This is a genomic window from Mycobacterium scrofulaceum, assembly GCF_002086735.1.
Classification (GTDB): domain Bacteria; phylum Actinomycetota; class Actinomycetes; order Mycobacteriales; family Mycobacteriaceae; genus Mycobacterium; species Mycobacterium scrofulaceum.
On the sequence record NZ_MVIJ01000030.1, the window covers coordinates 1 to 24,744 of the forward strand.

Consider the following 24,744-nt stretch of genomic DNA (forward strand, 5'->3'; position numbering starts at 1 on the left):
GTTCACTCGATACAGGCAACCCACGTCCGATTGCAGCCCGAGGCCTTCGGCCTCACGCCGCCCCCCATACCGTCTAGGGCGATAGTCCGGCCGCCTGCCAGCACGCCACGGTTGGCAGGGTGCATCCAAGGTATTCACACGATGGTTCCGCGCGGCGCCGGCCAAGCTCAGCACCGGCCTTTTCGCGGATCCCGCGTTGACCTTCGCACACCTCGGCGGCTCCGCAACTCAATGAATGATGCCCTTTGCCCGCGCCGGCAATCCTCGCTCCGGTGGAGCACCATCGGCTCCCGACTACGCCGCTGTGCCATGAACCGCCAAGAACCTGACTGCGGCCGCAGGCGCGAATCCGGTCCCGGCAGAACTGCTTTCGTCTTCATCAAAACTGGCCGGTAACCCGGTGAAGGACGGCGGTCAAGCCGTGCAGCCACTCACGGCGACGGCTTACGGCTTGATCCCGTAGCCCTCGCCGTCGTCGGCCAGGTAGGTGACCACGTACCACCGCCGGGGCGGCTGCACCTCGTCGTCGTAATCCTCGGTCGCGGTCGCCCGCTCGAGCCGAACGTCCGTCAGCCGCGGATTGTGCACGCGGACATAGTCTTCGAGCTCAGCCAGTAGCGCATCGCCCGTCAGGGTCGTCTCCGCGAGCGCCCTCGCTTCGCGCTTGGCCCAACTCACGCGTTACATCTTGCCCCGGCCAAAGCGGCCGGCGGACGGCGCGTGGGGTTAAGTCGCCATCCGCCCGTCGAGCATGATGCCCAGCCGGACGGCGCCATCCGCACGGCGCACCCCCTCGATGCGCACCTCGATGCTTGGCCGCCGTGGCTTACCGGCGGTCGATGTGGCCGGGTTGTCGAAGGTGATCATCGCCGATCTCCTCTCTCACTAGGCCCCCGCTTTATTCAGGGTGCGACACGTATACCGACTATTCGGGGTGCGACACGATCACGATTAGGGCAAGACGGTGTGCATCAGCATCACGTCGTATGCCGACCACAGCGACAGGTTGAAATACAGGTCCCGGCCCGACGACCAGGGGTGGATCATCGGCGCGTAGATGCCGCCGGGCATCGAAAATGAGGACACGAGCGGCTGCTCGGGGCTCCACGGCCCCTGCGGGGTCGGCGCGGTCCGCGCGACCACGTCGTTGCTGCCGCCGTTGGTGTAGAGCACCAGGTATTGCTTGAGGTAGTTGTTGTATTGGGCCGACATCTCGCCCACCGGACCCGGGAAGATCGGCGTCGCCGCGCCCGGATTGTTGGGGACCCAACGGCCGCCCTCGTCGCCGTTCCAGTACTGGTACTTGGTCAGGTCGGGCAGCTGAGCCGGTGGCACCCGCGACAGGAACGCCGCGCCGCCGCGTCCCGACGGGGTGCCGAACTGATAGAGGTAGCCGTCGTTGCCCTTCATGAAGGCACCCATCTGGAAGTTCTCGTTACCGGGGGTGAACCCGGCTCCGGGAATGGCGTCCGGGGACGCCGTGCGGATCGAAGTGGGAAAAATCCCCCAGTTCTGGCCGTTGTCGTTCGACCGGGCGATCGCCGAGTAGTTGGTGGTCCATTCGCCGTCGCGACCCCACTGCCGGATGGACATGTAGCTCATGTACTGCGTCCTGCCGAGCGAGATGCCGGCGGTCGGAATGATCCCGGTCTCGTGGGCGGCCTTGTGAATCGTGTTGACAACCTGTTTGGAAAGGCTCGGTGCCCACACCGGTGAACCGGAGTACCGGTCGTTGGGGATGCCGTCCGAGATGTGGATCCCGTGCGAGAGATCGCGGTCCGAGCTGCGGAACAGGGTGTTGTAGCGCCACTGCTGGCCCCTGACCTTGCAGTAGCCGAAGGTGTCGCCGAAGGCCATCAGCACCTGCCGGTTCACGGGATCGCCGTTTTCCCAGGCGATCCCGAGGTCGGTACCGGAGATGCTGAATCGCTGCAGCGTCTTGTTCGGGCCGTCGGGACCGGTCACCCAGTCGACCAGCGAGGTCGGCGCCCCCGCGATCGAGGGCGGCGGTGGCGCCGCCGCGGGTTGCGGCTGCGGGACCGGAGCGGCGTTGGGCTGCAGCTGCCCGGCGTTCGGCGGCTGAGGAAGGCCGGGCACCGGTGGGTTGGGCCCGGGCGGGAGGACCTCGGCCTGCGGTCTCATGGGCGCGGCCTGCCGGGGAATTGCCGGCTTGAGGAACGAGGAGATCAGCGGCCCCAGCTTGGGCAGCGGTGCCTGGTCATTCGTGTGGGTGGGTCTGCGCCCGGTGGGTGGTTGGACGACCGGCTGCGGCGCGGGCATCGCCGGTGGCGCGGCGGGCGGCTCAACGTTGGCTTCCGGCGCACCGCACGGGGTGGCGTTGGCCGACGGCGCGGGCCCGACCACGTAGACGAGTCCGACAGCCGCCGCCGACGCCATCGATAGCGACACACTTCGAAGAATCGCCGACATGTAGCACCTTTCGAGCGGCGGGACACCGCGTTGACGTCCGCAGTTGGCTCATGTGACGATAGTGATCAGTGCGGCTGTTGTGACTAGTGATGCGGCGATAGGTACGCATCCGTGACCGTGTCGCAACGCAGCCGGATCCCGCCGAAACGGGCGGCCTGCCCGGTTAGCTCGCCGGGCGTATACAGCTAACAATCCCGCCCGCACCGCCATCCGCCATCCGCGCTATTCCGCGGCGCGAACCCGCTGGTGATGTTGGCCGTCGGGCGACGCTTTTCTGTGGTTCAGGGGTGTTGCCGGCGCCCGCACCGGTGTTATCCTGCCGTGACAATCTGATCCGTATTTCGGTCCTAATGGATTCGCTATACGGATCACATCCTTTCGATCCGGGAGAACCTCATGCAAGATCGCACTGTCACGCGCCATGCGTTGCTCGCCGTCAGCGGCCTGGTCATCGCCGCGGCGGCACTGGCAGGTCATCACCAAAGCGGCGTGATGACCGCGGCGCCCGTCGGCACCGACACCCAGGCGTCCACCACCACGCCCACCCCGCTGACCACCTTGCCGCCGCCGTCGACCATCTCGGCGCCGCCGGCCCCGTCGGCACCACCGGCGCCACCGCTCCCCTAGCGGTCGTCGGCGAGGAGTAGGGGCGGGCGATGCCGCGTGTGCCCGGCGCGCCGTGACGGTTGGGGCGGATGGGTCTGGCGGCGGAGAGGAGCACGCCGCAACAACGCGCGCTGGGATCCCCGGCCCGGTATGGCTTTTGGGCCGGCCAACCGCCGTCGGCTGCGCGGGACCCGGTCTTCTTGACCACCGCGAACCCACCGAACTCGTCGAGGGCATCGCCTGGACGCCCGCGGCGTCCGCGCGGAAGCCGCATGTTTGCCTGCCGCCGTACGGGGCAATGTTCCATGAGAGGCGAACGCGTCGGCCGGCCTTCGCGTCCGCCTAGGTCCCGTCGGTTCAGCCCGAGAGCCGACGGGGCCGCCCCAATTTTTGGGCGACTCCCCATGACGACCGCTCGCGGATACGCCTCAACGAGGAGGCCACCCAGGAGTACCGTGCGGCGTATGGACGGCTCGTCGGGTGTGTGGATCCTGGGTGGTTGGCAAACCGATTTCGCCCGCAACCTCACCAAAGAGGGCAAGGACTTCGCCGCGCTGACCGGTGAGATCGTCGACGGCACGCTCGCCTCGGCCAGGATGAACGCCGCCGACATCGAAGTGGTCCACGTGGCGAACGCCTTCGGGGAAATGTTCGCCGGCCAGGGCCACCTCGGGGCGATGCCGGCCACGGTCTGCGCCGACCTCTGGGACACCCCGGCCTCCCGGCACGAAGCGGCGTGCGCGTCGGGCAGCATCGCGACGCTGTCCGCGATGGCCGACCTGCGCTCGGGCGCCTACGACACCGCGCTGGTGGTGGGAATCGAACTCGAGAAAACCGTTCCCGGCGACACCGCGGCCCGGCACCTGGGCGCGGCGGCGTGGACAGGTCACGAGGGCGCCGGCGCGCGTTACCTGTGGCCGTCGATGTTCGCTCAGGTCGCCGACGAGTACGACCGCCGCTACGGTCTGGACGACGCGCACCTGCGGGCCATCGCGCAGCTCAACTTCGCCAACGCGCGGCGCAACCCCAACGCCCAGACGCGCGCTTGGACGGTCCCCGACCCCATCACCGACGACGATGCGACCAATCCCGTCACCGAGGGCCGGCTGCGACGCTTCGACTGCAGCCAAATGACCGATGGGGCGGCGGGATTGGTGCTCGTCGGCGACGCGTATCTGCGCGACCATCCCGCCGCGCGCCCGATCGGCCGCATCGACGGTTGGGGGCACCGCACGGTGGGACTGGGTTTGCGGGAGAAGCTGGACCGCGCGGCGGACAATCCCCGGGAAAGTCATGTCCTTCCCCATGTGCGGTCCGCGGTGCACGACGCCTTGCGGCGCGCCCGCTTGAGCCTCGACCACCTCGACGGCTACGAGGTCCACGACTGCTTCACCCCCAGCGAGTACCTCGCCATCGACCACATCGGGTTGACCGGGCCCGGCGAGTCGTGGAAGGCCATCGAAAACGGCGAGATCGAAATCGGTGGCCGGCTGCCGATCAACCCCAGCGGCGGCCTGATCGGCGGCGGCCATCCGGTCGGCGCCTCCGGTGTGCGGATGCTGCTCGACGCGGCCAAGCAGGTCAGCGGCGGGGCCGGCGACTACCAGGTCGAGGGGGCCAAGGCGTTCGGCACCCTCAACTTCGGCGGCAGCACCGCCACCACCGTCAGCTTCGTCGTCACCACAGCAGAAGGCGCGTGACATGGATGTGGAGATCGTCGGCAAATTCCTGTCCACGCTGCCCGAAGACGACGACCACCCGTACCGCACCGGACCCTGGCGGCCCCAGACCACCGAGTGGGACGCCGACGACCTGACCGCCGTGGAAGGGGAGATCCCGCACGACCTGGACGGCATCTACCTGCGCAACACCGAGAACCCGCTGCACCCGGCGCTGAAGACCTACCACCCGTTCGACGGCGACGGCATGCTGCACGTGGTGGGGTTCCGCGACGGAAAGGCCTTCTACCGCAATCGTTTTGTCCGGACCGACGGCTTCCTTGCGGAGAACGACGCCGGAGGGCCGCTGTGGCCGGGCCTGGCCGAACCGGTGCAACTGGCCAAGCGGGAGGAGGGCTGGGGCGCTCGCACCAGGATGAAGGATGCCTCGAGCACCGACGTCATCGTGCACCGCGGCGTGGCGCTGACCAGCTTCTATCAGTGCGGCGACCTGTACCGGGTCAACCCGTACTCGGGTGAAACCCTCGGCAAGGAAAGCTGGAACGGGCGATTCCCTTCCGATTGGGGGGTGTCCGCGCACCCGAAGGTCGACAACAAAACCGGTGAGCTGCTGTTCTTCAACTACAGCAAGCGAGAGCCGTACATGCGATACGGCGTGGTCGACGGAAACGACGAACTGGTCCACTACGTGGACGTACCATTGCCCGGGCCGCGGCTGCCGCACGACATGGCGTTCACCGAAAACTACGTGATTCTCAACGACTTTCCGTTGTTCTGGGACCCCGCCCTGCTCGAGCACGACGTGCACCTGCCGCGCTTCTACCCGGACATGCCGTCGCGCTTCGCGATCCTCCCCCGCCGCGGCGGCACCCGCGACGTCCGATGGTTCGAGGCGGACCCGACGTTCGTGCTGCACTTCGTCAACGCGTATGAGGACGGCGACGAGATCGTGCTCGACGGTTTCTTCGAGGGCGACCCTTCTCCGATCGACAACGGTGGGTCGAAGTGGGACAAGCTGTTTCGCTTCCTCGCGTTGGATCGTCTGCAGTCGCGGTTGCACCGATGGCGGTTCAACCTGGCCACCGGTGCCGTGACGGAGGAGCGGCTGTCGGAATCCATCACCGAGTTCGGCACCATCAACCCCGACTACGCCGCGGGCAACTACCGCTACGCCTACGCCGCCACCGGCAAGCCGGGGTGGTTCCTGTTCGACGGGCTGGTCAAGCACGATCTGCGCACCGGAAGCCAACAGGAGTTCTCCTTCGGCGACGGCGTCTACGGGAGCGAGACGGCGATGGCGCCCCGGGTCGGGGCCACCGGCGAGGACGACGGCTACCTGATCACGCTCACCACCGACATGAACACCGACGCCTCGTACTGCATGGTCTTCGATGCCGGCCGACTCGGCGACGGGCCGGTCTGCAAACTGCAACTACCGGAACGCATCTCCAGCGGCACCCATTCGACCTGGGCACCCGGGGAACAGCTGCGTCGCTGGGATACCGCGGAGACGGCCGCAGCGGCCGTCGGGCTGTGATGAACACCGACAAGCCGCGCCGCACCACTCACTGGCCGCCGCAATTGGCGACGATCGGTGCTCTGCGCTTCGCTCGCCGGTCGTCGAACTTTCAAGAGACGGTGCGGTTTTACCGCGAGCTGGTGGGCCTGCCCCTGTTCGAGACGTTCGGCGAAAGCTACGGCAGCAACGGTGCGATCTTCGGCCTGCCCAGCTGGAATCTGACCCTGGAGATCGTGGAGTCCGTCGAGCCCGTCGCGGTGGACCACCACGAACAGCTGTGTCTGTACTTCCCCGACCGGCAGGCGCAGCAGGCGGCGGTCGCCCGCCTGCAGGGGGCGGGCGTCCAGCCCATCGAACAGCACCCGTACTGGGAGGCGACCGGCGCGGTCAGCTACCGCGACCCGGATGGCCGCGAAATCGTCTTCGCGCCTTTCGTATTCGGCGTCAACGAGCCGAGCGACAGCTCGGCCTCGGGAACGCACGAGTTTCCGTCGGACTGAGACCTCAGCGGCCGGGCCGAGCGGAGGCCAGCGCCGCGATGACCGCGACGATCGAGCACACCACCGCGCACACCGCCGCGCCCGCCCCGACGTACAGGCCGTATTGGGCCGACACCGGCGGGTTGACGTTGAGCTTGTAATACCACGCCACCAGCGCGACGATCAGCAACGAAATCGCCAGCGCGCCAACCGAAGCAATCCTGACCGATAGGCCGCGGCCGACCATCGCCCCGGTCACCAGCAGCGCCGAGGAGAGCAAGACGATGAGCTGGCCCGCGCCGAACCCCCGCGGGAGTTCCAAGTTTCCGTGCGCGCCTCCGATGGCGTTGGCCCAGCCGCCGCCGTTGACCGCCGTCGTCAGCCACGGCAGCCACGCGCTGGCCGAAATCACCAACGCGAAGAATGCCACCAGCCAACCAGGGCGCAGCCGGCGAGTCATGTCAGCGAGGTTAGCCGACGCCGGGCCGGCCCCCGCGAACGTCACGCCAGCGTGGCGCCCGAGCGTCAGCGATGACCGGGGCCGGCCCCGTTCATGCCGGGATCGGGCCGGGTGAACACCGTGACGAAGTTCTCCAGCGACGTGTCGATGTCGCCGCGGAGCGCGGCGGCGACGATCATGCCGATCGGCCCGAACAGCGCCGGGCCGCCGAGGTGGACGTCGAAGCTGACGGTGGAGCCCTCGTCCGCGGGCTGGACCTTGGCCATCAGCTTGACCTTGACGCCCCCGACGCCGTCGCCGTTGAGCGTCATGCCCTCCGGCGGCTTGTACCGCACGACCGTCCACTTGATCCGGTTGTACATGCCCTTGACCTCGACGATCGATTCCACGACCGTCCCTTTGTCGATGTCGTCGGGCAGTTTGCTGCGCCACACCCGGTGAATCGTCAGCCAGTCGGAGTACCGGGACAGGTCGGAGGCATGCTGCCACGCCACCTCGGGTGGCAGCGGGACGTCGATGGATCCGGAGAGTTTCGCCATGAGCTTAGTTCTGGTTGTCGCCTTTTGCCGCGGACTCGGCCGCCTTCTTGGCCTCTTCTTGCACTTTGTGGATGGTGTCGGAGTACTTGCCCTGCGTCTTGTCGTCGACGAACTCGCCGGCCTTGTCGATCGCCGTCTCGACCTTGTCGGCGTTCTGCGACAGCAGGTCTTTGGCCTTGTCCAGGAATCCCATTTCCCCGTCCTTTCCCCGCCGAAATCCTACTTGGCCGGCCGCTAGCGCCACAGCCGCGGTTGCACGCCCAGCATCCGCGCACGGATCCACCACAGGGCCTCCACGGCGCCCGCGCCCAGCACGCCGATCCCCACGGCGGTCGCCGTCACCGCGACGTCGGAGGGATCGAGCAGGAACGCCTTGCGGGCCAGCGGGATGCTGAAGATCACGACGTAGGCCAGCCCGGAGCCGACGACCAGCGCCACCCGCCACCATTGGTAGGGCCGCGCCACGATCGCCAGCACCCACAGCGCCGTCATCAGCAGCGTGATCAGGGCCGCGGTGGACGCCTGCTCCTGTTGCTGGAACGTCGCGTGCCGGCCGTGGTAGGCCACCAGGTACGACGCGAACGTCGCCACCCCGACGATCAGCCCGGACGGCAGCGCCGAACTCAGCACCCGCCGCACGAACCCGGGATAGGCGCGTTCGTTGTTGGGCGCCAGTGACAGGATGAACGACGGGATTCCGATCGTGAACCACGCCGCGATGGTGACGTGGATGGGCTGAAACGGGTACAGCAGGGGATCGGCCTTGAGCGGTCTGGCGAACAGGCATTCGATGCCGACCAGCAACGCGAGCAGCACCGAGTAGACCGTCTTGGTCAAAAACAGGTTGGCGACCCGCTCGATGTTTCCGATTACCCGCCGACCCTCGCCCACCACATACGGCAGGGTGGCAAACCGGTTGTCCAGCAACACGATCTGCGCCACCGCGCGCGACGCCGGGCTGCCGGCACCCATCGCGACGCCGATGTCGGCATCCTTGAGGGCCAGCACGTCGTTGACGCCGTCGCCGGTCATCGCGACGGTGTGCCCGTGCGATTGCAGGGCGTGCACGATCGCCCGCTTCTGATCGGGCCGCACCCGGCCGAACGTGGTGTAGGCATCCAGCGCGTCGGCCAATTCCGCGGGGTCCGACGGCAGCCGGCGCGCGTCCATCGTCTCGCCCCGCAACCCGAGCTTGTCTGCGACGGCGCCGACCGACACCGCGTTGTCGCCGGAGATCACCTTGACCGAAACGCCTTGCTCGGCAAAATAATCCAACGTTTCGGCGGCGTCCGGACGCACCCTCTGTTCGAGGACCACCAGCGCCACGGGGGTGACGCGGCCCGGTGCGTCCGGTTGGTCGACGGCCACGTCACCGGTGCCGACGAGCAGCACCCGCAACCCCTGCGCGCCGATGCGCTCGGCGTCTTCGGCCGCCGCCGAGGCGGGATCGAGCAGCACATCCGGCGCGCCGATCACCCAGTTGCCGTGGTCGCCGAAGGACACCCCGCTCCACTTGGTCGCCGACTTGAACGGAGCGGTCGCCGTGGCGATCCAGTCCGGCGGGCGTTGATAGCTCTCGGCGATCGCCTGCATGCTGGCGTTCGGGCGCGGGTCGGCGGCCGCCAACGCCGCCAGCGCGTCGTGGACGCGGTCCTGAGATCCGCCGAACCCCTCGACCCCCGCGACGCGCATGCCGTTCTCGGTCAAAGTGCCGGTCTTGTCCGCGCACACCACGTCGACCCGCGCGAGCCCCTCGATGGCGGGCAACTCCTGCACCAGGCAGCGGCGCTGGCCCAGCCTGACCACCCCGACGGCGAACGCGACCGACGTCAGCAGCACCAGGCCCTCGGGCACCATCGGCACCAGGGCGCCGACCGCCCGCAGCACGGACTGCCGCCAGTCCGCGTGCGTGGTGAACAACTGCGTGTAGATCGTCAGCAGACCGGCGGGCACCAACAGGTAGGTGATGAACTGCAGGATGCGGTTGATGCCGTTGCGCAGTTCGGATTTCACCAGGGTGAACTTGCTGGCCTCCTCGGCCAGCTTGGCGGCATAGGCCTCCGGGCCAACCCTGGTGGCCCGGTACGCGCCCGTTCCGGCGACGACGAAGCTGCCCGACATCACTCCGTCGCCGGCGGCCTTGGTGACCGGGTCGGCCTCCCCGGTCAGCAGCGACTCGTCGACCTCCAGGTTCGCCTCCTCGACGATCTGGCCGTCGACGACAACCTGGTCACCCGGCCCGAGTTCGATGATGTCGTCGAGCACGACCTCGGCGGGCGAGAGGGTCCGGGTACCGGATTGCCTGCGCACCAACGGTTTCGCCTGACCCACGATGGCCAGCGTGTCCAGCGTCCGCTTGGCCCGGATCTCCTGGACCATGCCGACGACGCTGTTGGCGACGATGAGCAGGCCGAACATCCCGTTGATCAGCGAGCCCGTCGCCAGCACGATCAGCAGCAACACCCCGAGGATCGCGTTGATCCTGGTGAAGACGTTGGCCCGGACGATGTCCGGGATGCTGCGGGTGGCGCGTTCGGAGATCGCGTTGCTCTTGCCGTCGGCGACGCGCTGCGCCACCTCCGCGTCGGTCAGGCCGGCGATCATCGGGTGAACGTTCCCAGCTTGTCCGAGTCGTAGTACTCCAGGTTCACCGCATTGTCGGAGAACACGGCCTTGGAAATGGTTCCGGGCGGGGCGTTTTCGTCGGTCAATCCGAAGGTGAAGGTGTCGCCGTCCCAGTGCGCCAGGGTGACCGTCCGGTTCTTCGGACCCATCGCCAATTGCAGGGTGCCGTCGTGTTCGGTGACGACGGCCGGGCCCCAGTAGTCGCTGGCGTAGACGCCGGCGTAGTCGCGCAGCGGTCGGGCCGGGCCGGGGTGGGCCGGTGGCTGCTTGCCGACCAGCGAGCCCTCCGGGTTGTTCAGCCAGCCGATCGCCTTCTTGTACAGTGCGCCCCAATCCTCGCGGATCTGGCCGTACTGAACGAGATCCATGAATTGGGCGGTCAGCGTCTCCGGGATGCCGTAGGGGGCGCCGTTGGTCAGGGCGATGATGCCCAGACCCTCCGCGGGCAGCACCACGAAGTTGGTCGCCGCCCCCAGATCGAAGGCGCCGGAATGGCTGTATTCGGTGCGCCCCGAGGAATCGACCGACGCGTTGAAGCCATACCCGTAGAACCCGGTGCGCGCCTTGGGCGTCTTCGCCGGCGACGAGACCGCCTGCGGGCTGGTGGCGGGCAGCAAGGCTTCCGGCGCGGCGATCCGCCGGCCGTCGTAAATTCCGTTGCCCAGCAGCATCATCAGCCAGCGGGCCATGTCGTTGACCGACGAGCTCACACCCCCCGCGGGGGATTGCGGATCGGGGTCACGCTGAAACCGCGCCTCCCAGGTGTCGCCGACCTTGACGTGGTTGACCGCATGGTTGGGTCGTGCGACGAAGTCCGCGAAGCGCGAACTGGTCGACGTCATCCCGAGGGGGCGGTAGAGCGCCTCGTCGGAGAGGTCCTCCCATGACTTGCCCGCCGCGGCGGCCACCGTCTCGGCGGCGGCGGTCACGCCGTAGTTGGTGTAGGCGTAGCTGGCCCGAAACGGGGCCAGCGGGAGGTACTTCAGGCGTTCGAGGGTCTGCCGACGGCCGTAGCCCAGGTCCTCGAGTTTGTCGCCGGCGTGGTCGGGCAGCCCCGAGCGGTGCGAATACAGGTCGGCGATGGTCACGTGGCCGCTGACGTAGGGATCGCCCAGGGTGAACCACGGCAGCTTGGCCGCGACCGGCGTGTCCCAGGCGACGACGTTGTCGCTGACTTCGTGCGCGACCACTGTGGCTCCGACCGATTTGGACACCGAGGCCAACTGGAAGACGGTGTCGGCGTCCACCTTGTTGCCCTGCCCCTGCCCCTTGCCCGCGTCCTTGATGCCGAAGCCCTTGGCGTACAGCACCTTTGCGCCGTGGACGATGGCCACGGCCATCCCCGGGACGCCCGTGCTCTTCATCAGGTCGCCGACCAGGCCATCGACCTTCGCGACGGCGTCGTCGATGCGGCCGGCGGGGATGGCGAGACCGGACACCTCGTTGGGCGGTACGTCAGAGAGTGCGGGCGGCCTGGATACCGGTTGCGCGGGCCCACAGCCTGTCATGCCGAGCAGCACGGTGACAGCGGCCGCGGCCGCGCGTTTCGTCATGGCCGAACTCTAACGTGGGGGCGTTGCCCAACCCCGGATCAGAACCGCCACCATGGGTTGGCCTTCGCCGGCGCCGCGGCGTCGACGCGTTGCCCCGGCGTGGGCACCGCGACTTTGACCTGTTCCGGTTCCGCGGCGGTCAGCAGGCGCTCAACCGGCTCAGCCCACGGGTGGGGGGCCAGCCGGAACGTTCCCCAGTGGATCGGGACGAGCAGTCCGTCGTCGGTGAGGTCGAGGTGGGCCCGGACGGCCTCCTCGGGGTTCATGTGGACGTCGGGCCACGCGGTGTTGTAGGCGCCGATCGGCAGCAGGGTCAGGTCGAACGGTCCGTGGTCGGCGCCGATCTGCGCGAAGCTCTTGGTGTAGCCGGTGTCGCCACCGAAATACGCGCGGTGGTTCGGGCCGCAGAACGCCCACGACGCCCACAGGGTGGTGTTGCGGTCGAGGAACCGGCCCGAAAAGTGCCGCGCCGGCATGCAAGTCACGGTGAGCTCGTCCACCTGGGCGCTCTGCTGCCAGTCCAGCTCGACGATGCGGTGCTCGGGTATCCCCCACGCGCGCAGGTGGGCGCCGACACCGAGCGGCACGAAGAAGGGGGCCCGCTGCGTGCGAGCCAGCGCCGTCACCGTGTCGATGTCGAGGTGGTCGTAGTGGTCGTGGCTGATCACCACGGCGTCGACGGCGGGCAGCCCCGCTAATTGCACCGGCGGCGGATGCAACCGCTGCGGCCCGACGATGTCCGACGGGGAGCATCGGTCGCTCCACACCGGGTCGGTCAGCACCCGGTAGCCGTCGATCTCCAGCAGCGCCGTGGAGTGGCCGAACCAGCTGACCGCGAGCCGGGCCGGATCGCCGTCGAAGATCGCCGGCGCGGCCAACGGGATCGGCGCCGGCGGCCGGCTCACGCCCCGGTTACCGATCAACTCCCAGGCGACCAGCCGCATTTCCTCCCGATCCATCGTGAAAGCCGAGGCGGGGTCGAGGTTGACGAATACGCCGTCGCGGTAGTTCGGTGATCCCTGCGCCGCCGCCCTGATCGCCGCGGGATGGGCGCCGAGGGCAGCCGGTGCGCCGTGCAGCGCCCGCACCAGCCAACTGCCGGCCGCCAGCGAGGCCGTACCGGCGGCCAGTCGCAGCGCCCCCCGCACCATGACGCTCAGGCCCCCTGGAACTTCGGCGGTCGCTTCTCGATGCGGGCGACCTGGGCCTCGATGACGTCCTGGCTCTTCCAGGCCTTGTCGAAGAGCTCCTTGTGCTCCGGCAATGAATCGTCCATGGAACCGTCGTCGTTGAGCACCCGCTTGGCGTGCTGGATGGCCAGCGGCGCCAGGTCGGCGATCTCGGCGGCCCAGGATTGCGCGTCGGCCAGCGTCCCGATGCGGTTGGCCATTCCGCTCTGCAGCGCCACCTCGGGCGTCAGCTTCTCCGCGGTCAGCAACATCGCGCTGGCCCGGCCGTGACCCACCAGCGAGGACAGCCGGCGGATGCTCCAGTTATCCAGGGCCAGACCGTATTTCGAGGTGGGGAACTGAAAGAACGCCTCGGGCGCGACGACCCTCAGGTCGCATCGCATGGCCAGCTGCAGGCCCGCGCCGATCGCGGGGCCGTTGATGGCGCCGATCACCGGGATCAGCGTGGCGTCCATCAGCTTGTGCAGCTCGATGAGCCGGTCGGGGTAGTCGGCGGCGAACGCGTCGCCGCTCAGGTCCGCGCCGGCGCAGAAGGCCGTGCCCTGGCCGGTCAGCACGATGACCCGGACGGTGCCGTCGCTCGCTTTCTGGAAGGCCTCCCGCAGCTCCTCGACCAGCTCGGAATTCAGCGCGTTGCGGCGCTCGGGGCGCTGCAGCTCGAGGGTCAGCACGGCTTCGGCCCGGGTAACACCGATCATGGCAGCCACCCTATATAGCCTCGTGTCGTGAGTCGTATCACGGCTGCTCAGTTGCGGGACGCGGTGCTGGACGAGGGCTCCTTCACCCGCTGGGACAGCGAGCCGCTCGCCGTGCCGGTCAGCGCGGCGTATGCACGCGAGCTGGCCGACGCGCGGGCGGCGACCGGCCTGGACGAATCGGTGCTGACCGGCGAGGGCCGCATCCTCGGGCGCCGGGTGGCCGTCGTGGTGTGCGAGTTCGGCTTCCTCGGCGGTTCGATCGGCGTGGCGGCGGCCGAACGGATCACCGCCGCGGTGCAGCGAGCGACCGCCGAGGGGCTGCCGCTGCTGGCGTCCCCGAGCTCCGGCGGCACCCGCATGCAGGAGGGCACGGTCGCCTTCCTGCAGATGGTGAAGATCGCCGCGGCGGTCCGCCTGCACAAGCAGGCCCACCTGCCCTACCTGGTCTACCTGCGCAATCCGACCACCGGCGGGGTGTTCGCGTCGTGGGGATCGCTGGGTCATGTCACGCTCGCCGAGCCCGGCGCGCTGATCGGCTTCCTCGGGCCGCGGGTGTACCAGCTGCTCTACAGCGAGCCGTTCCCCGAAGGCGTCCAGACGGCGGAGAACCTGCAGCGCCACGGCGTGATCGACGGCGTCGTCCCGGTCGCCGAGCTGCGCGGGATGCTCGACCGGGCGCTGACCGTCATCGCCGACCCGCCCGAGGCGTTACCGCCCGCGCCGCCGCCCGAGCCGACACCCGACGTGCCGGCGTGGGACTCGGTGGTCGCGTCGCGGCGCCCGGACCGGCCGGGCGTCGGGCTGCTGCTGCGCCACGGCGCCACCGACCGGGTGCTGCTGTCGGGGAGCGCGACGACGCTGTTGGCCCTGGCGCGTCTCGCGGGTCAGCCCGCCGTGGTGCTCGGGCAGCAGCGGGTGACGGGCGGGGTGATGGGGCCGGCATCGCTGCGGGAGGCGCGCCGCGGCATGGCCCTGGCCGCCGAGCTGCGCCTGCCGCTGGTGCTCGTGATCGACACCGCCGGCCCCGCGCTGTCGGCCGAGGCCGAACAGGGCGGGCTGGCGGGTCAGATCGCCCAGTGCCTGGCGGAGCTGGTCACCCTCGACACCCCGACGGTGTCGGTGCTGCTCGGCCAGGGCAGCGGCGGGCCGGCGCTGGCGATGGTGCCCGCCGACCGCGTGCTGTGCGCCCTGCACGGCTGGCTGGCGCCGCTTCCACCGGAAGGCGCCAGCGCGATCGTCTTCCGCGATACCGCGCACGCCGCCGAACTTGCCGCAGCGCAAGGCATTCGGTCGCTCGATCTGCTCAGCTCGGGCATCGTCGACGCCATCGTGCCGGAGCGTCCCGACGCCGCCGACGAGCCGGTGGAGTTCTGTCAGCGCCTGTCGCGCGCCATCGCCGCCGAGGTGGACGCGCTGCGCGCGTTGCCCGCCGGCGAGCGGCTGTCCGCCCGGCTGCGCCGGTACCGGCGCATCGGATTGCCCTGAGCCCGTCCGCTTCCACGCCGTCCGCTTCCGCGCCCGTCCGCTTCCGCGACCGTCCGCTTCCGCGACACATAAACGGCTGCGACGACACGCCGCAAAACGCCACCGTGGTTTATGTCTGGTGAGTCAGCCCTCCGGCCCGCCGAGATAGCGCTGAATGGTCGGGCCGAGCCAGTCGACGATCTCGTCCCGCGTCATCTCGACGACAGGCGGCAGCCGTAATACGAAGCGGCACAACGCCATCCCCAGGATCTGAGTCGCGATCAGCCCGGCCCGCACCCCCACCTCCTCCGACGGCGCGAGTGAGGCCACCAACGGCCGGATCTGGCTGCCGAAGATCTCTTGCATCCGTTGCGCCGCTTCCTCGTTGGTGGCGCTGGACCGCAGCAGGATCACCAGGGCCTCGTCACCCTCCCAGCGTTCGAGAAAGTGCCGGACCATCGACCGCCCGACCTGCGCCGGGTCGATGGCGGCCAGGTCGGGGAACCGCAGATCGAACTCGGCGGCCGCCGCGAACAGCTTGTCCTTGCTGCCGTAATACCGCATGACCATCGCGGGATCGATTCCCGCGTCGGCGGCGATCGCCCGGATCGTCGCGCCCTGAAAACCCACCGCGCCGAACCGCTCGCGGGCCGCCGCCAGGATCGCCGCCTTGGTGTCGTCAGACGACCGCCTCATACCAACGATTGTAGGCCAACAACTGTTGACATAACACGTCCGGCGCGCGAGCATGGATTATGCCAACAAGCGTTGACTAACTCAGCCGAGAGAGGAGCCGGCCATGAAAGACACCGACGTCCTGGTGATAGGCGCGGGGCCCACCGGCCTCACCCTGGCCGCCGCGTTGCTCAGCCGCGGCGTTCGGGCGGTCGTGGTCGACAAGATGGCGGCGGGCGCAAACACGTCCCGCGCCGCAGCCGTCAACGCCCGCAGCCTCGAGGTGCTCGAAGAACTGGACGTGTCCCGACGGATGGTCAAGGCGGGGCTGATCGCGCCGCGGTTCACCATGCGGCAGGGCCGGCACATCTTGATCCCCGTCGACTTCAGCGCGCTGCCGACGGAACATCCCTACACGCTGATGCTGTCCCAGGCCGACACCGAGCGGCTGCTGGTGGAGCGGCTTGGAGAACTCGGCGGCGACGTCGTCCGCCCCAAGGCACTGAGCCGAGTCACCCAGGATGCGAGCGGCGTCACGGCGACGTTCGACGACGGCGACACCATCCGGGCCGGTTACGTCGTCGGGGCGGACGGCATGCACAGCACGGTTCGCACGCAAGCCGGGATCGGGTTCGCCGGCGGGGAATTCGCCGAGTCCTTCACGCTCGCCGACGTCCGCGTGACCGGAGAGGCGCCCCGCAACGAGGTGATCCTGTTCTACGCCAAGGACGGCCTGACGGTGCTGGCGCCGCTGCCCGGGGACATCTTCCGCGTCGTCGCGCCGACCGCCGACCCGCCACCATTGCCGTCGGTGGAGTTCGTGCAGGCGCTCCTGGACGCCCGGGGATTCGGGCCGGGGCAAACGACCGTCACCGAGCTGGTGTGGGGATCCCGGTTCCAGATTCATCACCGCGTGGCCGACACCTACCGGGCCGGCCGGTTGCTGCTCGCCGGCGACGCGGCCCACGTGCACAGCCCGGCCGGCGGGCAGGGCATGAACCTCGGGATCACCGACGCCATGGCGCTGGCCGCGGCGCTCGCCGAGGTGCTGGCGGGCGGGCCGGACGGAGCGCTGGACGACTACAGCGCCGCGCAGCGCCGGCGCGCCGAGCGGGTGCTGAAACTGACGGGACGCCTGACCCGGGTCTCGACCCTCCCGCGCCCGCTGCGGCCCCTCCGCAACGCCGGAATACGCCTGGCCGCGGGGGTCCCGGCGGTGCGACGGCAGCTCGCGATGCGCCTGAGCGGGCTCGGCGCGGAGTGACCCGAATACGCACGGGCCCAACATGACTCGACGTGGAGCACGAATCCCGCTGCAGGCCAGCCGTTTCGGCACCAGAAGGCCCCTAACAGCGCGCAGTCGCGGTGCGGCGTCGAATACGTAACCTTTTAGGTGTCGGCGCCCCCTCCGCGGCACCACCGCGATCGACAATCAGGCAAAATGGGCGCCATGGACACTGGCGGGACCTCACCTCGCGTCTTGGTCGTCGACGACGACTCCGATGTGCTCGCTTCGCTGGAACGCGGCCTGCGGCTGTCCGGATTCGAGGTGTCGACCGCGGTCGACGGCGCCGAAGCCTTGCGCAGCGCCACCGAGACCCGGCCGGACGCGATCGTGCTCGACATCAACATGCCGGTGCTGGACGGCGTCAGCGTGGTCACGGCGCTGCGGGCGATGGACAACGACGTCCCGGTCTGCGTGCTGTCCGCCCGCAGCTCCGTCGACGACCGGGTGGCCGGGCTCGAGGCGGGCGCCGACGATTACCTGGTCAAACCGTTCGTGCTCGCGGAGCTTGTCGCGCGCGTGAAGGCGTTGCTGCGCCGCCGCGGCGCGACCGCGACCTCGTCGTCGGAAACCATCACGGTGGGTCCGCTGGAGGTGGACATCCCCGGCCGGCGCGCGAGGGTCAACGGCGTCGACGTCGACCTCACCAAGCGGGAGTTCGACCTGCTGGCGGTGCTCGCCGAGCACAAGACCGCGGTGCTGTCCCGCGCGCAGCTGTTGGAATTGGTGTGGGGTTACGACTTCGCCGCCGACACCAACGTCGTCGACGTGTTCATCGGATACCTGCGCCGCAAGCTGGAGGCCAATGGCGGCCCCAGGCTGCTGCACACCGTCCGCGGGGTAGGGTTCGTCCTGCGTATGCAGTAACCAGGTCGAGCGGCCGATGAATTTTGTCTCCCGGATCCTGACCCGTACGCCATCGCTGCGGGCCCGGGTCGTGGTCGCGACGGTCATCGGCGCGGCGATTCCCGTGCTCATCGTCGGCGTCGTCGTCTGGGTGGGCATCACCAACGACCGCAAGGAACGGCTGGACCGGCGCCTCGACGAGGCAGCGGGCTTCGCGATCCCGTTCCTGCCGCGCGGGCTGGACGAAATCCCCCGCTCCCCCAACGACAACGACGCCATCATGACGGTCCGGCGCGGCGACCTCGTCAAGTCGAACTCCGACGTGACGCTGCCCAAGCTGGACGTCGACTACGCCGACGCCTACGTCAAGGGTGTGCGTTACCGGGTGCGGACCGTGGAGATTCCCGCGCCGGAGCCCACGTCGCTGGCCGTGGGGGCGACGTATGACGCGACGCTGGCCGAAACCAACAATCTGCACCGGCGGGTGCTGCTGATCTGCGGCTTCGCGATTGGCGCGGCGGCCGTGTTCGCCTGGTTGCTGGCCGCGTTCGCGGTGCGCCCGTTCAAACAGCTTGCGCAGCAGACCCGGTCGATCGATGCCGGCGACGAGGCACCGCGCGTCGAGGTCCACGGCGCCACCGAGGCCGTCGAGATCGCCGAAGCCATGCGGGGCATGCTGCAGCGCATCTGGGACGAACAGATCCGGACCAAGGAGGCGCTGGCGTCGGCCCGCGACTTCGCCGCCGTCTCGTCGCACGAACTGCGCACCCCGCTGACCGCGATGCGCACCAACCTCGAGGTGCTGTCCACCCTGGACATGACCGACGACCAACGCAAGGAGGTGCTGGGCGACGTCATCCGCACCCAGTCGCGCATCGAGGCCACCCTGAGCGCGCTCGAACGGCTGGCCCAGGGCGAACTGTCGACGTCCGACGACCACGTGCCCGTCGACATCACCGAGTTGCTCGACCGCGCCGCCCACGACGCGATGCGCATCTACCCCGATCTCGACGTGTCCCTGGTGCCCTCACCGACGTGCATCATCGTCGGATTGCCGGCCGGACTGCGCCTGGCCGTGGACAACGCGATAGCCAATGCCGTCAAGCACGGCGGCGCGACCCGGGTCCAGCTCTCGGCCGTCAGCTCCCGCGCCGGTGTGGAAATCGCCATCGACGACAACGGCAGCGGCGTGCCCGAAGACGAACGGACCGTGGTGTTCGAGCGGTTCTCCCGCGGGTCGACCGCCTCGCATTCGGGGTCGGGGCTGGGCCTGGCGTTGGTGGCCCAACAGGCCCACCTGCACCGCGGGACCGCCGCACTCGAAAGCAGCCCGCTGGGCGGCGCACGGCTGGTGCTGCGCCTCCCGGGCCCGAGCTAGGGTCCCGCGGCGCGGATCAGTGAGCCCGGAATGCCCGCGGCTACAAGCGATTCCGGTATGTCGGTTTCCGGTGCCGCCGGCGGACGACCGCTGGCTCCCGGTTTCCTCGCCGCCCGCGGGGGCGTCGTGCACACTGGAGCGATGGCCAACGGCAAGAAACCGACGGACAGCGAAACCCTGGCACACATCCGCGACCTGGTCGCCGAGGAGAAAGCCCTGCGGGAGCAGCTGCAACAGCGCGACATCTCCGAATCGGAGGAGCACGATCGGCTGCGGCGGCTGGAAGTCGAACTCGACCAGTGTTGGGACCTGCTGCGGCAGCGCCGGGCGCTGCGGGACAGCGGCGGTGACCCGCGCGAGGCCGAGGTGCGCCCGCCCGACGAGGTCGAGGGCTACCTGAACTGAGCCAACACGCGGCGGATGTCGACGTCGTCGTCGTGGGTGGCGGCCACAACGCCCTGGTGGCGGCGGCGTACCTGGCCCGGGCGGGGTTGCGGGTGCGGTTGCTGGAGCGCCTGGGACACATCGGCGGGGCCGCCGTCTCGGCACGGGCCTTCGAGGGCGTCGACGTCCGGCTGTCGCGGTACTCGTATCTGGTCAGCTTGTTGCCGCCGCGCATCGTCGACGACCTGGGCGCCGCGGTGCGGCTGGCCCGGCGACCGTTTTCGTCGTACACGCCCGACCCCGCCACCGGCGGGCGCCGCGGGCTGCTGATCGGGGGGACCGGGGACACGTTCGCCGCGATCGGGGCCGCCGCCGACGAGCAGGGGTTCGCCGACTTCTACCAGCGCTGCCGGCTGGTGACCCGGCGGCTGTGGCCGACGCTGCTGGAACCGCTGCGCACCCGCGAGCAGGCCCGCCGGCACGCCGTGGGAAGCGCCGAGGCGACCGCCGCGTGGCACGCGTTGATCGACGAGCCGATCGGGCACGCCATCACCGCCGCCGTCGGCAACGATGTGGTACGCGGCGTCATGGCGACGGACGCACTGATCGGGACTTTCGCCCGCCTCGGCGACCCGTCGCTGATCCAGAACGTCTGCTTCCTGTATCACGTGCTCGGCGGCGGGACCGGCGACTGGGACGTGCCCGTCGGCGGGATGGGCGCGCTGACCGAGGCGCTGGCGGCCGCCGCGGTCCGACACGGCGCCCAGATCACCACCCGCGCAGAGGTTTACGCCGTCGACCCGGACGGCAGGGTGCGTTACCGCGTCCGCGACGACGAGCGCACGGTCCACGCCCGGTTCGTCCTCGCCGGCGTGACACCGTCGACACTGGCCGGCCTGCTCGGCGAACGACCGCCAACCCCCGCCCAGGGCGCGCAGGTCAAGGTGAACATGGTGCTGCGGCGCCTGCCGCGATTGCGCGACGCCGGCGTGGCGCCCGAGCAGGCCTTCGCCGGAACGTTCCACGTGAACGAGTCCTGGACCCAACTCGACAGCGGGTATGCCCACGCGGCCGCCGGGCAGATCCCGAATCCGCTGCCCTGCGAGGCCTATTGCCATTCGCTGACCGACCCGAGCATCCTGTCGCCCGCCCTGCGCGAGTCGGGCGCCCACACGATGACCGTGTTCGGCCTGCACACCCCGCACTCGTTGTTCGACGGCACGTACTCCGGCGCCCTGCGTGACCGGCTCACCGACGCGGTGCTTGCGTCGCTGAATTCCGTTCTGGCCGAACCGATTCAGGACGTGCTGATGAGCGACGCCGAGGGCCGGCCGTGCATCGAGACGACGACCACCCTGGACCTGCACCGCAAGCTGGGGATGACCGCGGGCAACATCTTCCACGGCGGATTGTCGTGGCCGTTCGCGGACGACGACGACCCGTTGGACGCCCCGGCGCGGCTATGGGGGGTGGCCACCGCGCACGAGCGAATCATGCTGTGCGGCTCCGGCGCCCGCCGCGGCGGTGCCGTGTCGGGCATCGGCGGGCACAACGCCGCCATGGCGGTGCTGGCCTCGCTGTGATTAGCGCGCGTCGATGGTGGTGTAGTCGCGCTCGGTGTAGCCGGTGTAGATCTGACGCGGACGGCCGATCTTGCTGTCACCCTCGTCGTGCATCTCGCGCCAGTGCGCGATCCAGCCGGGCAGCCGGCCCAACGCGAACAGCACGGTGAACATCCGGACCGGGAAGCCCAGGGCCCGGTAGATCAGCCCGGTGTAGAAGTCGACGTTCGGGTACAGCTTGCGCTCGACGAAGTAGTCGTCGGTCAGCGCCGCCTCTTCCAGCTCCTTGGCGATGTCCAGCAGCGGGTCCCCGCCGAGCTTGGCCAGGATCTTGTCGGCCTGTTCCTTGACGATGCGGGCGCGCGGGTCGTAGTTCTTGTAGACCCGGTGGCCGAAGCCCATCAGCTTGACGCCCTCTTCGCGGTTCTTCACCTTGCGGACGAACTCGCTGACGTCGTCGCCGCTTTCCCGGATCTGCTCGAGCATCTCCAGCACCGCCTGGTTGGCGCCGCCGTGCAGGGGCCCCCACAGCGCGTTGATGCCGCCGGAGATCGAGGTGAACAGGTTGGCCCGCGACGACCCCACCAGCCGGACCGTCGACGTCGAGCAGTTCTGCTCGTGGTCGGCGTGCAGGATGAGCAGCATGTCCAGCGCCCGCACCACCTCGGGGTCGGCCTGGTACGGCTCGGCGGGCAACCCGAACGTCATGCGCAGGAAGTTCTCCACCAGCGACTGCGAGTTGTCCGGGTAGAGGAACGGCTGGCCGACGGACTTCTTGTAGGCGTAAGCGGCGATGGTGGGCAACTTCGCGAGCAGCCGGATCGTCGACAGCTCGACCTGGTTGTTGTCCATCGGGTCGAGCGCGTCCGGATAGTAGGCGCTCAACGCGTTCACGACGCTGGACAGCACCGGCATGGGGTGCGCATTGCGCGGGAAGCCGTCGAAGAAGCGCTTGAGGTCCTCGTGCAGCATCGTGTGCAGCTGGATCCGCTTGGTGAACTCGGCGAGCTGGTCGGAGTCCGGCAGCTCGCCGTAGATCAGCAGGTAGCTCACCTCGATGAAGGTCGACTTCTCGGCGAGCTGCTCGATCGGGTAGCCGCGGTAGCGCAGGATTCCGGCGTCACCGTCGATGTAGGTGATGGAGCTCTTGCACGCAGCGGTGTTGACGAACCCGTTGTCGAAGGTGGTGTGCCCGGTTTTGGACAACAGGGAACCGAGCGCAATCCCGTCGGCACCTTCGGTGGCGCGAACGATCTCCAGATCGATTTCGCCCCCCGGGTACTTCAGAGTTGCGGTGTCGTCGGTGTCGGCCACGAGAACCCCTTTGCGCTCTGGCTGGTATGGCTGCCCTGACTAGGTGCTTATAGGTGAAGGTAGTCGTTGTTGCGTTCGCGTGCCTGCCCGGGGTCGGGTCTGCGGGGTCGCCCGACCCTCGGAGTGGGCTACGGCTGGAGGCGCTCGACCCGACCGCCGGTGACCCGGATCCGGTTATGCAACCGGTTCTCCCGCCCCTGCCAGAATTCGACCGACTCCGGAGCGAGCAGATAGCCGCCCCAACCCGGCGGAACCGGCACCTGGTCGCTGTCGGCGAAGCGGGTGGTCACCTCCGCCAGCTGGTCGAGCAACGCCGCACGCGAGGCGATCGGGCGGGACTGGTGCGACGCCCACGCGCCGAGCTGTGAGCCGCGCGGCCGCTTGGACCAGTAGTCCTCGGTGACCTCCGGGGTGACCTTGCTCACCGCGCCGCGAAGGTGGACCTGCCGGCCCAGCTGATACCAGGGAAAGGTCACCGATCCGTAGGGCGTCGCCGCCAGGTCGGCGCCTTTTGCCGAGCCATAGTTGGTGAAAAATGTGATCCCGGCCTCGTCCACGCTCTTGCACAACACCGTCCGGCTCGCCGGCCTGCCGTCCGCGACGGTGGCCAGCACCATGGCGTTGGGCTCGGCGACGCCGGACCGTTCGGCGTCCTCGATCCATCTGCGCAACAAGGCAACCCAGCCGTCGGCGAGCCAATCCGCGTCGAGATCCGGACTGCCGTCCTTTTCCGCCGATCCGTATTCCACGCGCATTCGCTGCAGGTGCTCGGAGTCTGGTCCTGCCATCGCGCCAACGCTACCGGGGCTTGCTACCGGCCGGTAGCGTCGGCCGCAGGCTGGGGTGCGAGAATTTTCGGTATGACTGTGGTCCCCGAAGACTTTGTCCCCGGCCTCGAAGGCGTCGTCGCCTTCACCACCGAGATCGCCGAACCGGATAAAGACGGCGGCGCGCTGCGTTACCGCGGCGTCGACATCCAAGACCTAGTGGATCAGCAGGTCACCTTCGGTGACGTCTGGGGCCTGCTGGTCGACGGCAAGTTCGGCCACGGCCTGCCGCCCGCCGAGCCGTTCCCCCTGCCCATCCACACCGGCGACGTGCGCGTCGACGTCCAGGCCGGGCTGGCGATGCTGGCCCCGATCTGGGGGTACAAGCCCCTGCTCGACACCGACGACGCCACCGCCCGTGACCAGCTGGCCCGGGCCTCGGTGATGGCGCTGTCCTACGTCGCGCAGTCCGCTCGGGGCATCTACCAGCCCGCGGTGCCCCAGCGGGTCATCGACGAATGCTCCACCGTCACAGCCCGTTTCATGACGCGCTGGCAGGGCGAGCCGGACCCGCGGCATGTCGAGGCGATTGACGCCTACTGGGTCTCGGCCGCCGAGCACGGCATGAACGCCTCGACGTTCACCGCCCGGGTGATCGCCTCGACCGGGGCCGACGTCGCCGCGGCGTTGTCCGGGGCGATCGGGGCGATGAGCGGGCCGCTGCACGGCGGGGCGCCGGCGCGGGTGCTGCCGATGATCGAAGAGGTCGAGCGCACCGGCGACGCCCGCGCCCTGGTCAAAAAGATCCTGGACAGCGGCGACAAGCTGATGGGCTTCGGGCACCGGGTCTACCGTGCCGAGGACCCGCGGGCGCGGGTGTTGCGCGCGACGGCGGAGCGGCTGGGCGCGCCGCGGCACGAGGTTGCGGTGGCGCTGGAGCAGGCCGCCCTGGCCGAGCTGCGCGAGCGCCGTCCGGACCGGGCCATCGAGACCAACGTCGAGTTCTGGGCGGCGGTGATCCTGGACTTCGCCCAGGTCCCGGCCAACATGATGCCGGCGATGTTCACCTGCGGCCGCACCGCGGGCTGGTGTGCGCACATCCTCGAGCAGAAGCGGCTCGGCAAGCTGGTGCGCCCGTCGGCCATCTACGTGGGGCCGGCTCCGCGCAGCCCCGAATCTGTCGAAGGTTGGGACCGCAGCCTCACCCACGCCTGACGGCGCTCTCGTTGTCGGTACCCGGCGGTTGAATGAGTGTCGCCGCGATGAGTTTTCGTCGCGGGCGCAGTCATAA

24 protein-coding genes are annotated in these 24,744 nt (G+C 69.2%); 11 read left to right on the forward strand and 13 right to left on the reverse strand.

The window, feature by feature from the left end:
• Window positions 1-444 precede the first annotated feature (444 nt).
• From BST44_RS18600 to BST44_RS18605, 3 genes are all read right to left on the reverse strand, one after another.
• On the reverse strand, window positions 445-678 hold the full coding sequence (locus BST44_RS18600; protein ID WP_083178578.1) for a hypothetical protein: 234 nt from the start codon (window positions 676-678) through the stop codon (window positions 445-447).
• Between the two features lie 48 nt (window positions 679-726).
• A complete protein-coding gene (locus BST44_RS30145; RefSeq protein WP_158086663.1) occupies window positions 727-867 on the reverse strand; it encodes a hypothetical protein in 141 nt (46 codons plus the stop codon).
• 84 nt (window positions 868-951) lie between these two features.
• Window positions 952-2,430 carry a glycoside hydrolase family 183 protein gene (locus BST44_RS18605; protein ID WP_083178579.1) on the reverse strand — a complete coding sequence of 493 codons (1,479 nt, stop codon included), beginning with the start codon at window positions 2,428-2,430 and terminating at the stop codon, window positions 952-954.
• A 396-nt stretch (window positions 2,431-2,826) separates the two neighbouring features.
• On the opposite strand from BST44_RS18605, the gene BST44_RS30150 reads away from it, so the two are divergent.
• The 4 genes from BST44_RS30150 (at window position 2,827) to BST44_RS18625 (ending at window position 6,734) form a co-directional block, all read left to right on the forward strand.
• The gene (locus BST44_RS30150) at window positions 2,827-3,057 is read left to right on the forward strand and encodes a hypothetical protein (protein ID WP_083178580.1); all 231 of its coding nucleotides are present in this window, start codon (window positions 2,827-2,829) and stop codon (window positions 3,055-3,057) included.
• 443 nt (window positions 3,058-3,500) lie between these two features.
• A complete protein-coding gene (locus tag BST44_RS18615) occupies window positions 3,501-4,736 on the forward strand; it encodes an acetyl-CoA acetyltransferase (protein WP_083178581.1) in 1,236 nt (411 codons plus the stop codon).
• Between the two features lies 1 nt (window position 4,737).
• The gene (locus tag BST44_RS18620) at window positions 4,738-6,252 is read left to right on the forward strand and encodes a carotenoid oxygenase family protein (RefSeq protein ID WP_083178582.1); all 1,515 of its coding nucleotides are present in this window, start codon (window positions 4,738-4,740) and stop codon (window positions 6,250-6,252) included.
• Complete coding sequence (locus tag BST44_RS18625) at window positions 6,252-6,734, forward strand: VOC family protein (protein ID WP_083178583.1); 483 nt, start codon at window positions 6,252-6,254, stop codon at window positions 6,732-6,734. Before BST44_RS18620 ends, BST44_RS18625 begins: the two co-directional genes overlap by 1 nt.
• 4 nt (window positions 6,735-6,738) lie before the next feature.
• On the opposite strand, the gene BST44_RS18630 is transcribed toward BST44_RS18625, so the two are convergent.
• The 7 genes from BST44_RS18630 to BST44_RS18660 form a co-directional block, all read right to left on the reverse strand.
• A complete protein-coding gene (locus BST44_RS18630; protein ID WP_083178640.1) occupies window positions 6,739-7,173 on the reverse strand; it encodes a hypothetical protein in 435 nt (144 codons plus the stop codon).
• Between the two features lie 65 nt (window positions 7,174-7,238).
• Window positions 7,239-7,712, reverse strand: a complete 474-nt coding sequence (locus BST44_RS18635; RefSeq protein WP_083178584.1) for a type II toxin-antitoxin system Rv0910 family toxin — start codon at window positions 7,710-7,712, stop codon at window positions 7,239-7,241.
• Between the two features lie 4 nt (window positions 7,713-7,716).
• Window positions 7,717-7,905, reverse strand: a complete 189-nt coding sequence (locus tag BST44_RS18640) for an antitoxin (RefSeq protein ID WP_083178585.1) — start codon at window positions 7,903-7,905, stop codon at window positions 7,717-7,719.
• A gap of 41 nt (window positions 7,906-7,946) precedes the next feature.
• Entirely contained in the window at window positions 7,947-10,316 is a 2,370-nt protein-coding gene (locus BST44_RS18645; RefSeq protein WP_083178586.1) for a cation-translocating P-type ATPase, read from the reverse strand.
• The gene (locus tag BST44_RS18650; protein WP_083178587.1) at window positions 10,313-11,890 is read right to left on the reverse strand and encodes a serine hydrolase; all 1,578 of its coding nucleotides are present in this window, start codon (window positions 11,888-11,890) and stop codon (window positions 10,313-10,315) included. The genes BST44_RS18645 and BST44_RS18650 overlap by 4 nt, the downstream gene beginning before the upstream one ends.
• Window positions 11,891-11,928: 38 nt before the next feature.
• The gene (locus tag BST44_RS18655; protein WP_142274566.1) at window positions 11,929-13,041 is read right to left on the reverse strand and encodes an MBL fold metallo-hydrolase; all 1,113 of its coding nucleotides are present in this window, start codon (window positions 13,039-13,041) and stop codon (window positions 11,929-11,931) included.
• Window positions 13,042-13,046: 5 nt separating this feature from the next.
• Window positions 13,047-13,778, reverse strand: coding sequence for an enoyl-CoA hydratase (locus tag BST44_RS18660; protein WP_083178588.1), 732 nt, complete (start codon window positions 13,776-13,778; stop codon window positions 13,047-13,049).
• A gap of 27 nt (window positions 13,779-13,805) precedes the next feature.
• Between BST44_RS18660 and BST44_RS18665 the strand changes: the two genes are divergently transcribed.
• Complete coding sequence (locus tag BST44_RS18665) at window positions 13,806-15,263, forward strand: carboxyl transferase domain-containing protein (RefSeq protein ID WP_083178589.1); 1,458 nt, start codon at window positions 13,806-13,808, stop codon at window positions 15,261-15,263.
• 123 nt (window positions 15,264-15,386) lie between these two features.
• On the opposite strand, the gene BST44_RS18670 is transcribed toward BST44_RS18665, so the two are convergent.
• On the reverse strand, window positions 15,387-15,938 hold the full coding sequence (locus BST44_RS18670) for a TetR/AcrR family transcriptional regulator (protein ID WP_083178590.1): 552 nt from the start codon (window positions 15,936-15,938) through the stop codon (window positions 15,387-15,389).
• A gap of 103 nt (window positions 15,939-16,041) precedes the next feature.
• Between BST44_RS18670 and BST44_RS18675 the strand changes: the two genes are divergently transcribed.
• The 5 genes from BST44_RS18675 (at window position 16,042) to BST44_RS18695 (ending at window position 21,393) form a co-directional block, all read left to right on the forward strand.
• Window positions 16,042-17,181 (forward strand): FAD-dependent oxidoreductase, encoded by a 1,140-nt coding sequence (locus tag BST44_RS18675; RefSeq protein WP_083178591.1) that lies wholly within the window; start codon window positions 16,042-16,044, stop codon window positions 17,179-17,181.
• A 177-nt stretch (window positions 17,182-17,358) separates the two neighbouring features.
• Entirely contained in the window at window positions 17,359-18,069 is a 711-nt protein-coding gene (gene prrA / locus BST44_RS18680; protein WP_142274567.1) for a two-component system response regulator PrrA, read from the forward strand.
• Between the two features lie 16 nt (window positions 18,070-18,085).
• A complete protein-coding gene (locus BST44_RS18685) occupies window positions 18,086-19,426 on the forward strand; it encodes a HAMP domain-containing sensor histidine kinase (RefSeq protein ID WP_083178592.1) in 1,341 nt (446 codons plus the stop codon).
• 141 nt (window positions 19,427-19,567) lie between these two features.
• Entirely contained in the window at window positions 19,568-19,831 is a 264-nt protein-coding gene (locus tag BST44_RS18690) for a DUF2630 family protein (protein ID WP_083178642.1), read from the forward strand.
• Window positions 19,828-21,393 (forward strand): phytoene desaturase family protein, encoded by a 1,566-nt coding sequence (locus BST44_RS18695; protein ID WP_083178593.1) that lies wholly within the window; start codon window positions 19,828-19,830, stop codon window positions 21,391-21,393. The genes BST44_RS18690 and BST44_RS18695 overlap by 4 nt, the downstream gene beginning before the upstream one ends.
• Here BST44_RS18695 and BST44_RS18700 read toward each other — a convergent pair whose 3' ends face one another.
• Together BST44_RS18700 and pdxH are read right to left on the reverse strand one after the other, a co-directional pair.
• Window positions 21,394-22,686 (reverse strand): citrate synthase, encoded by a 1,293-nt coding sequence (locus BST44_RS18700; RefSeq protein ID WP_083178594.1) that lies wholly within the window; start codon window positions 22,684-22,686, stop codon window positions 21,394-21,396.
• Between the two features lie 128 nt (window positions 22,687-22,814).
• A complete protein-coding gene (gene pdxH / locus BST44_RS18705) occupies window positions 22,815-23,474 on the reverse strand; it encodes a pyridoxamine 5'-phosphate oxidase (RefSeq protein ID WP_083178595.1) in 660 nt (219 codons plus the stop codon).
• A gap of 72 nt (window positions 23,475-23,546) precedes the next feature.
• On the opposite strand from pdxH, the gene BST44_RS18710 reads away from it, so the two are divergent.
• On the forward strand, window positions 23,547-24,668 hold the full coding sequence (locus BST44_RS18710; protein WP_083178596.1) for a citrate synthase 2: 1,122 nt from the start codon (window positions 23,547-23,549) through the stop codon (window positions 24,666-24,668).
• Window positions 24,669-24,744: the final 76 nt, after the last annotated feature.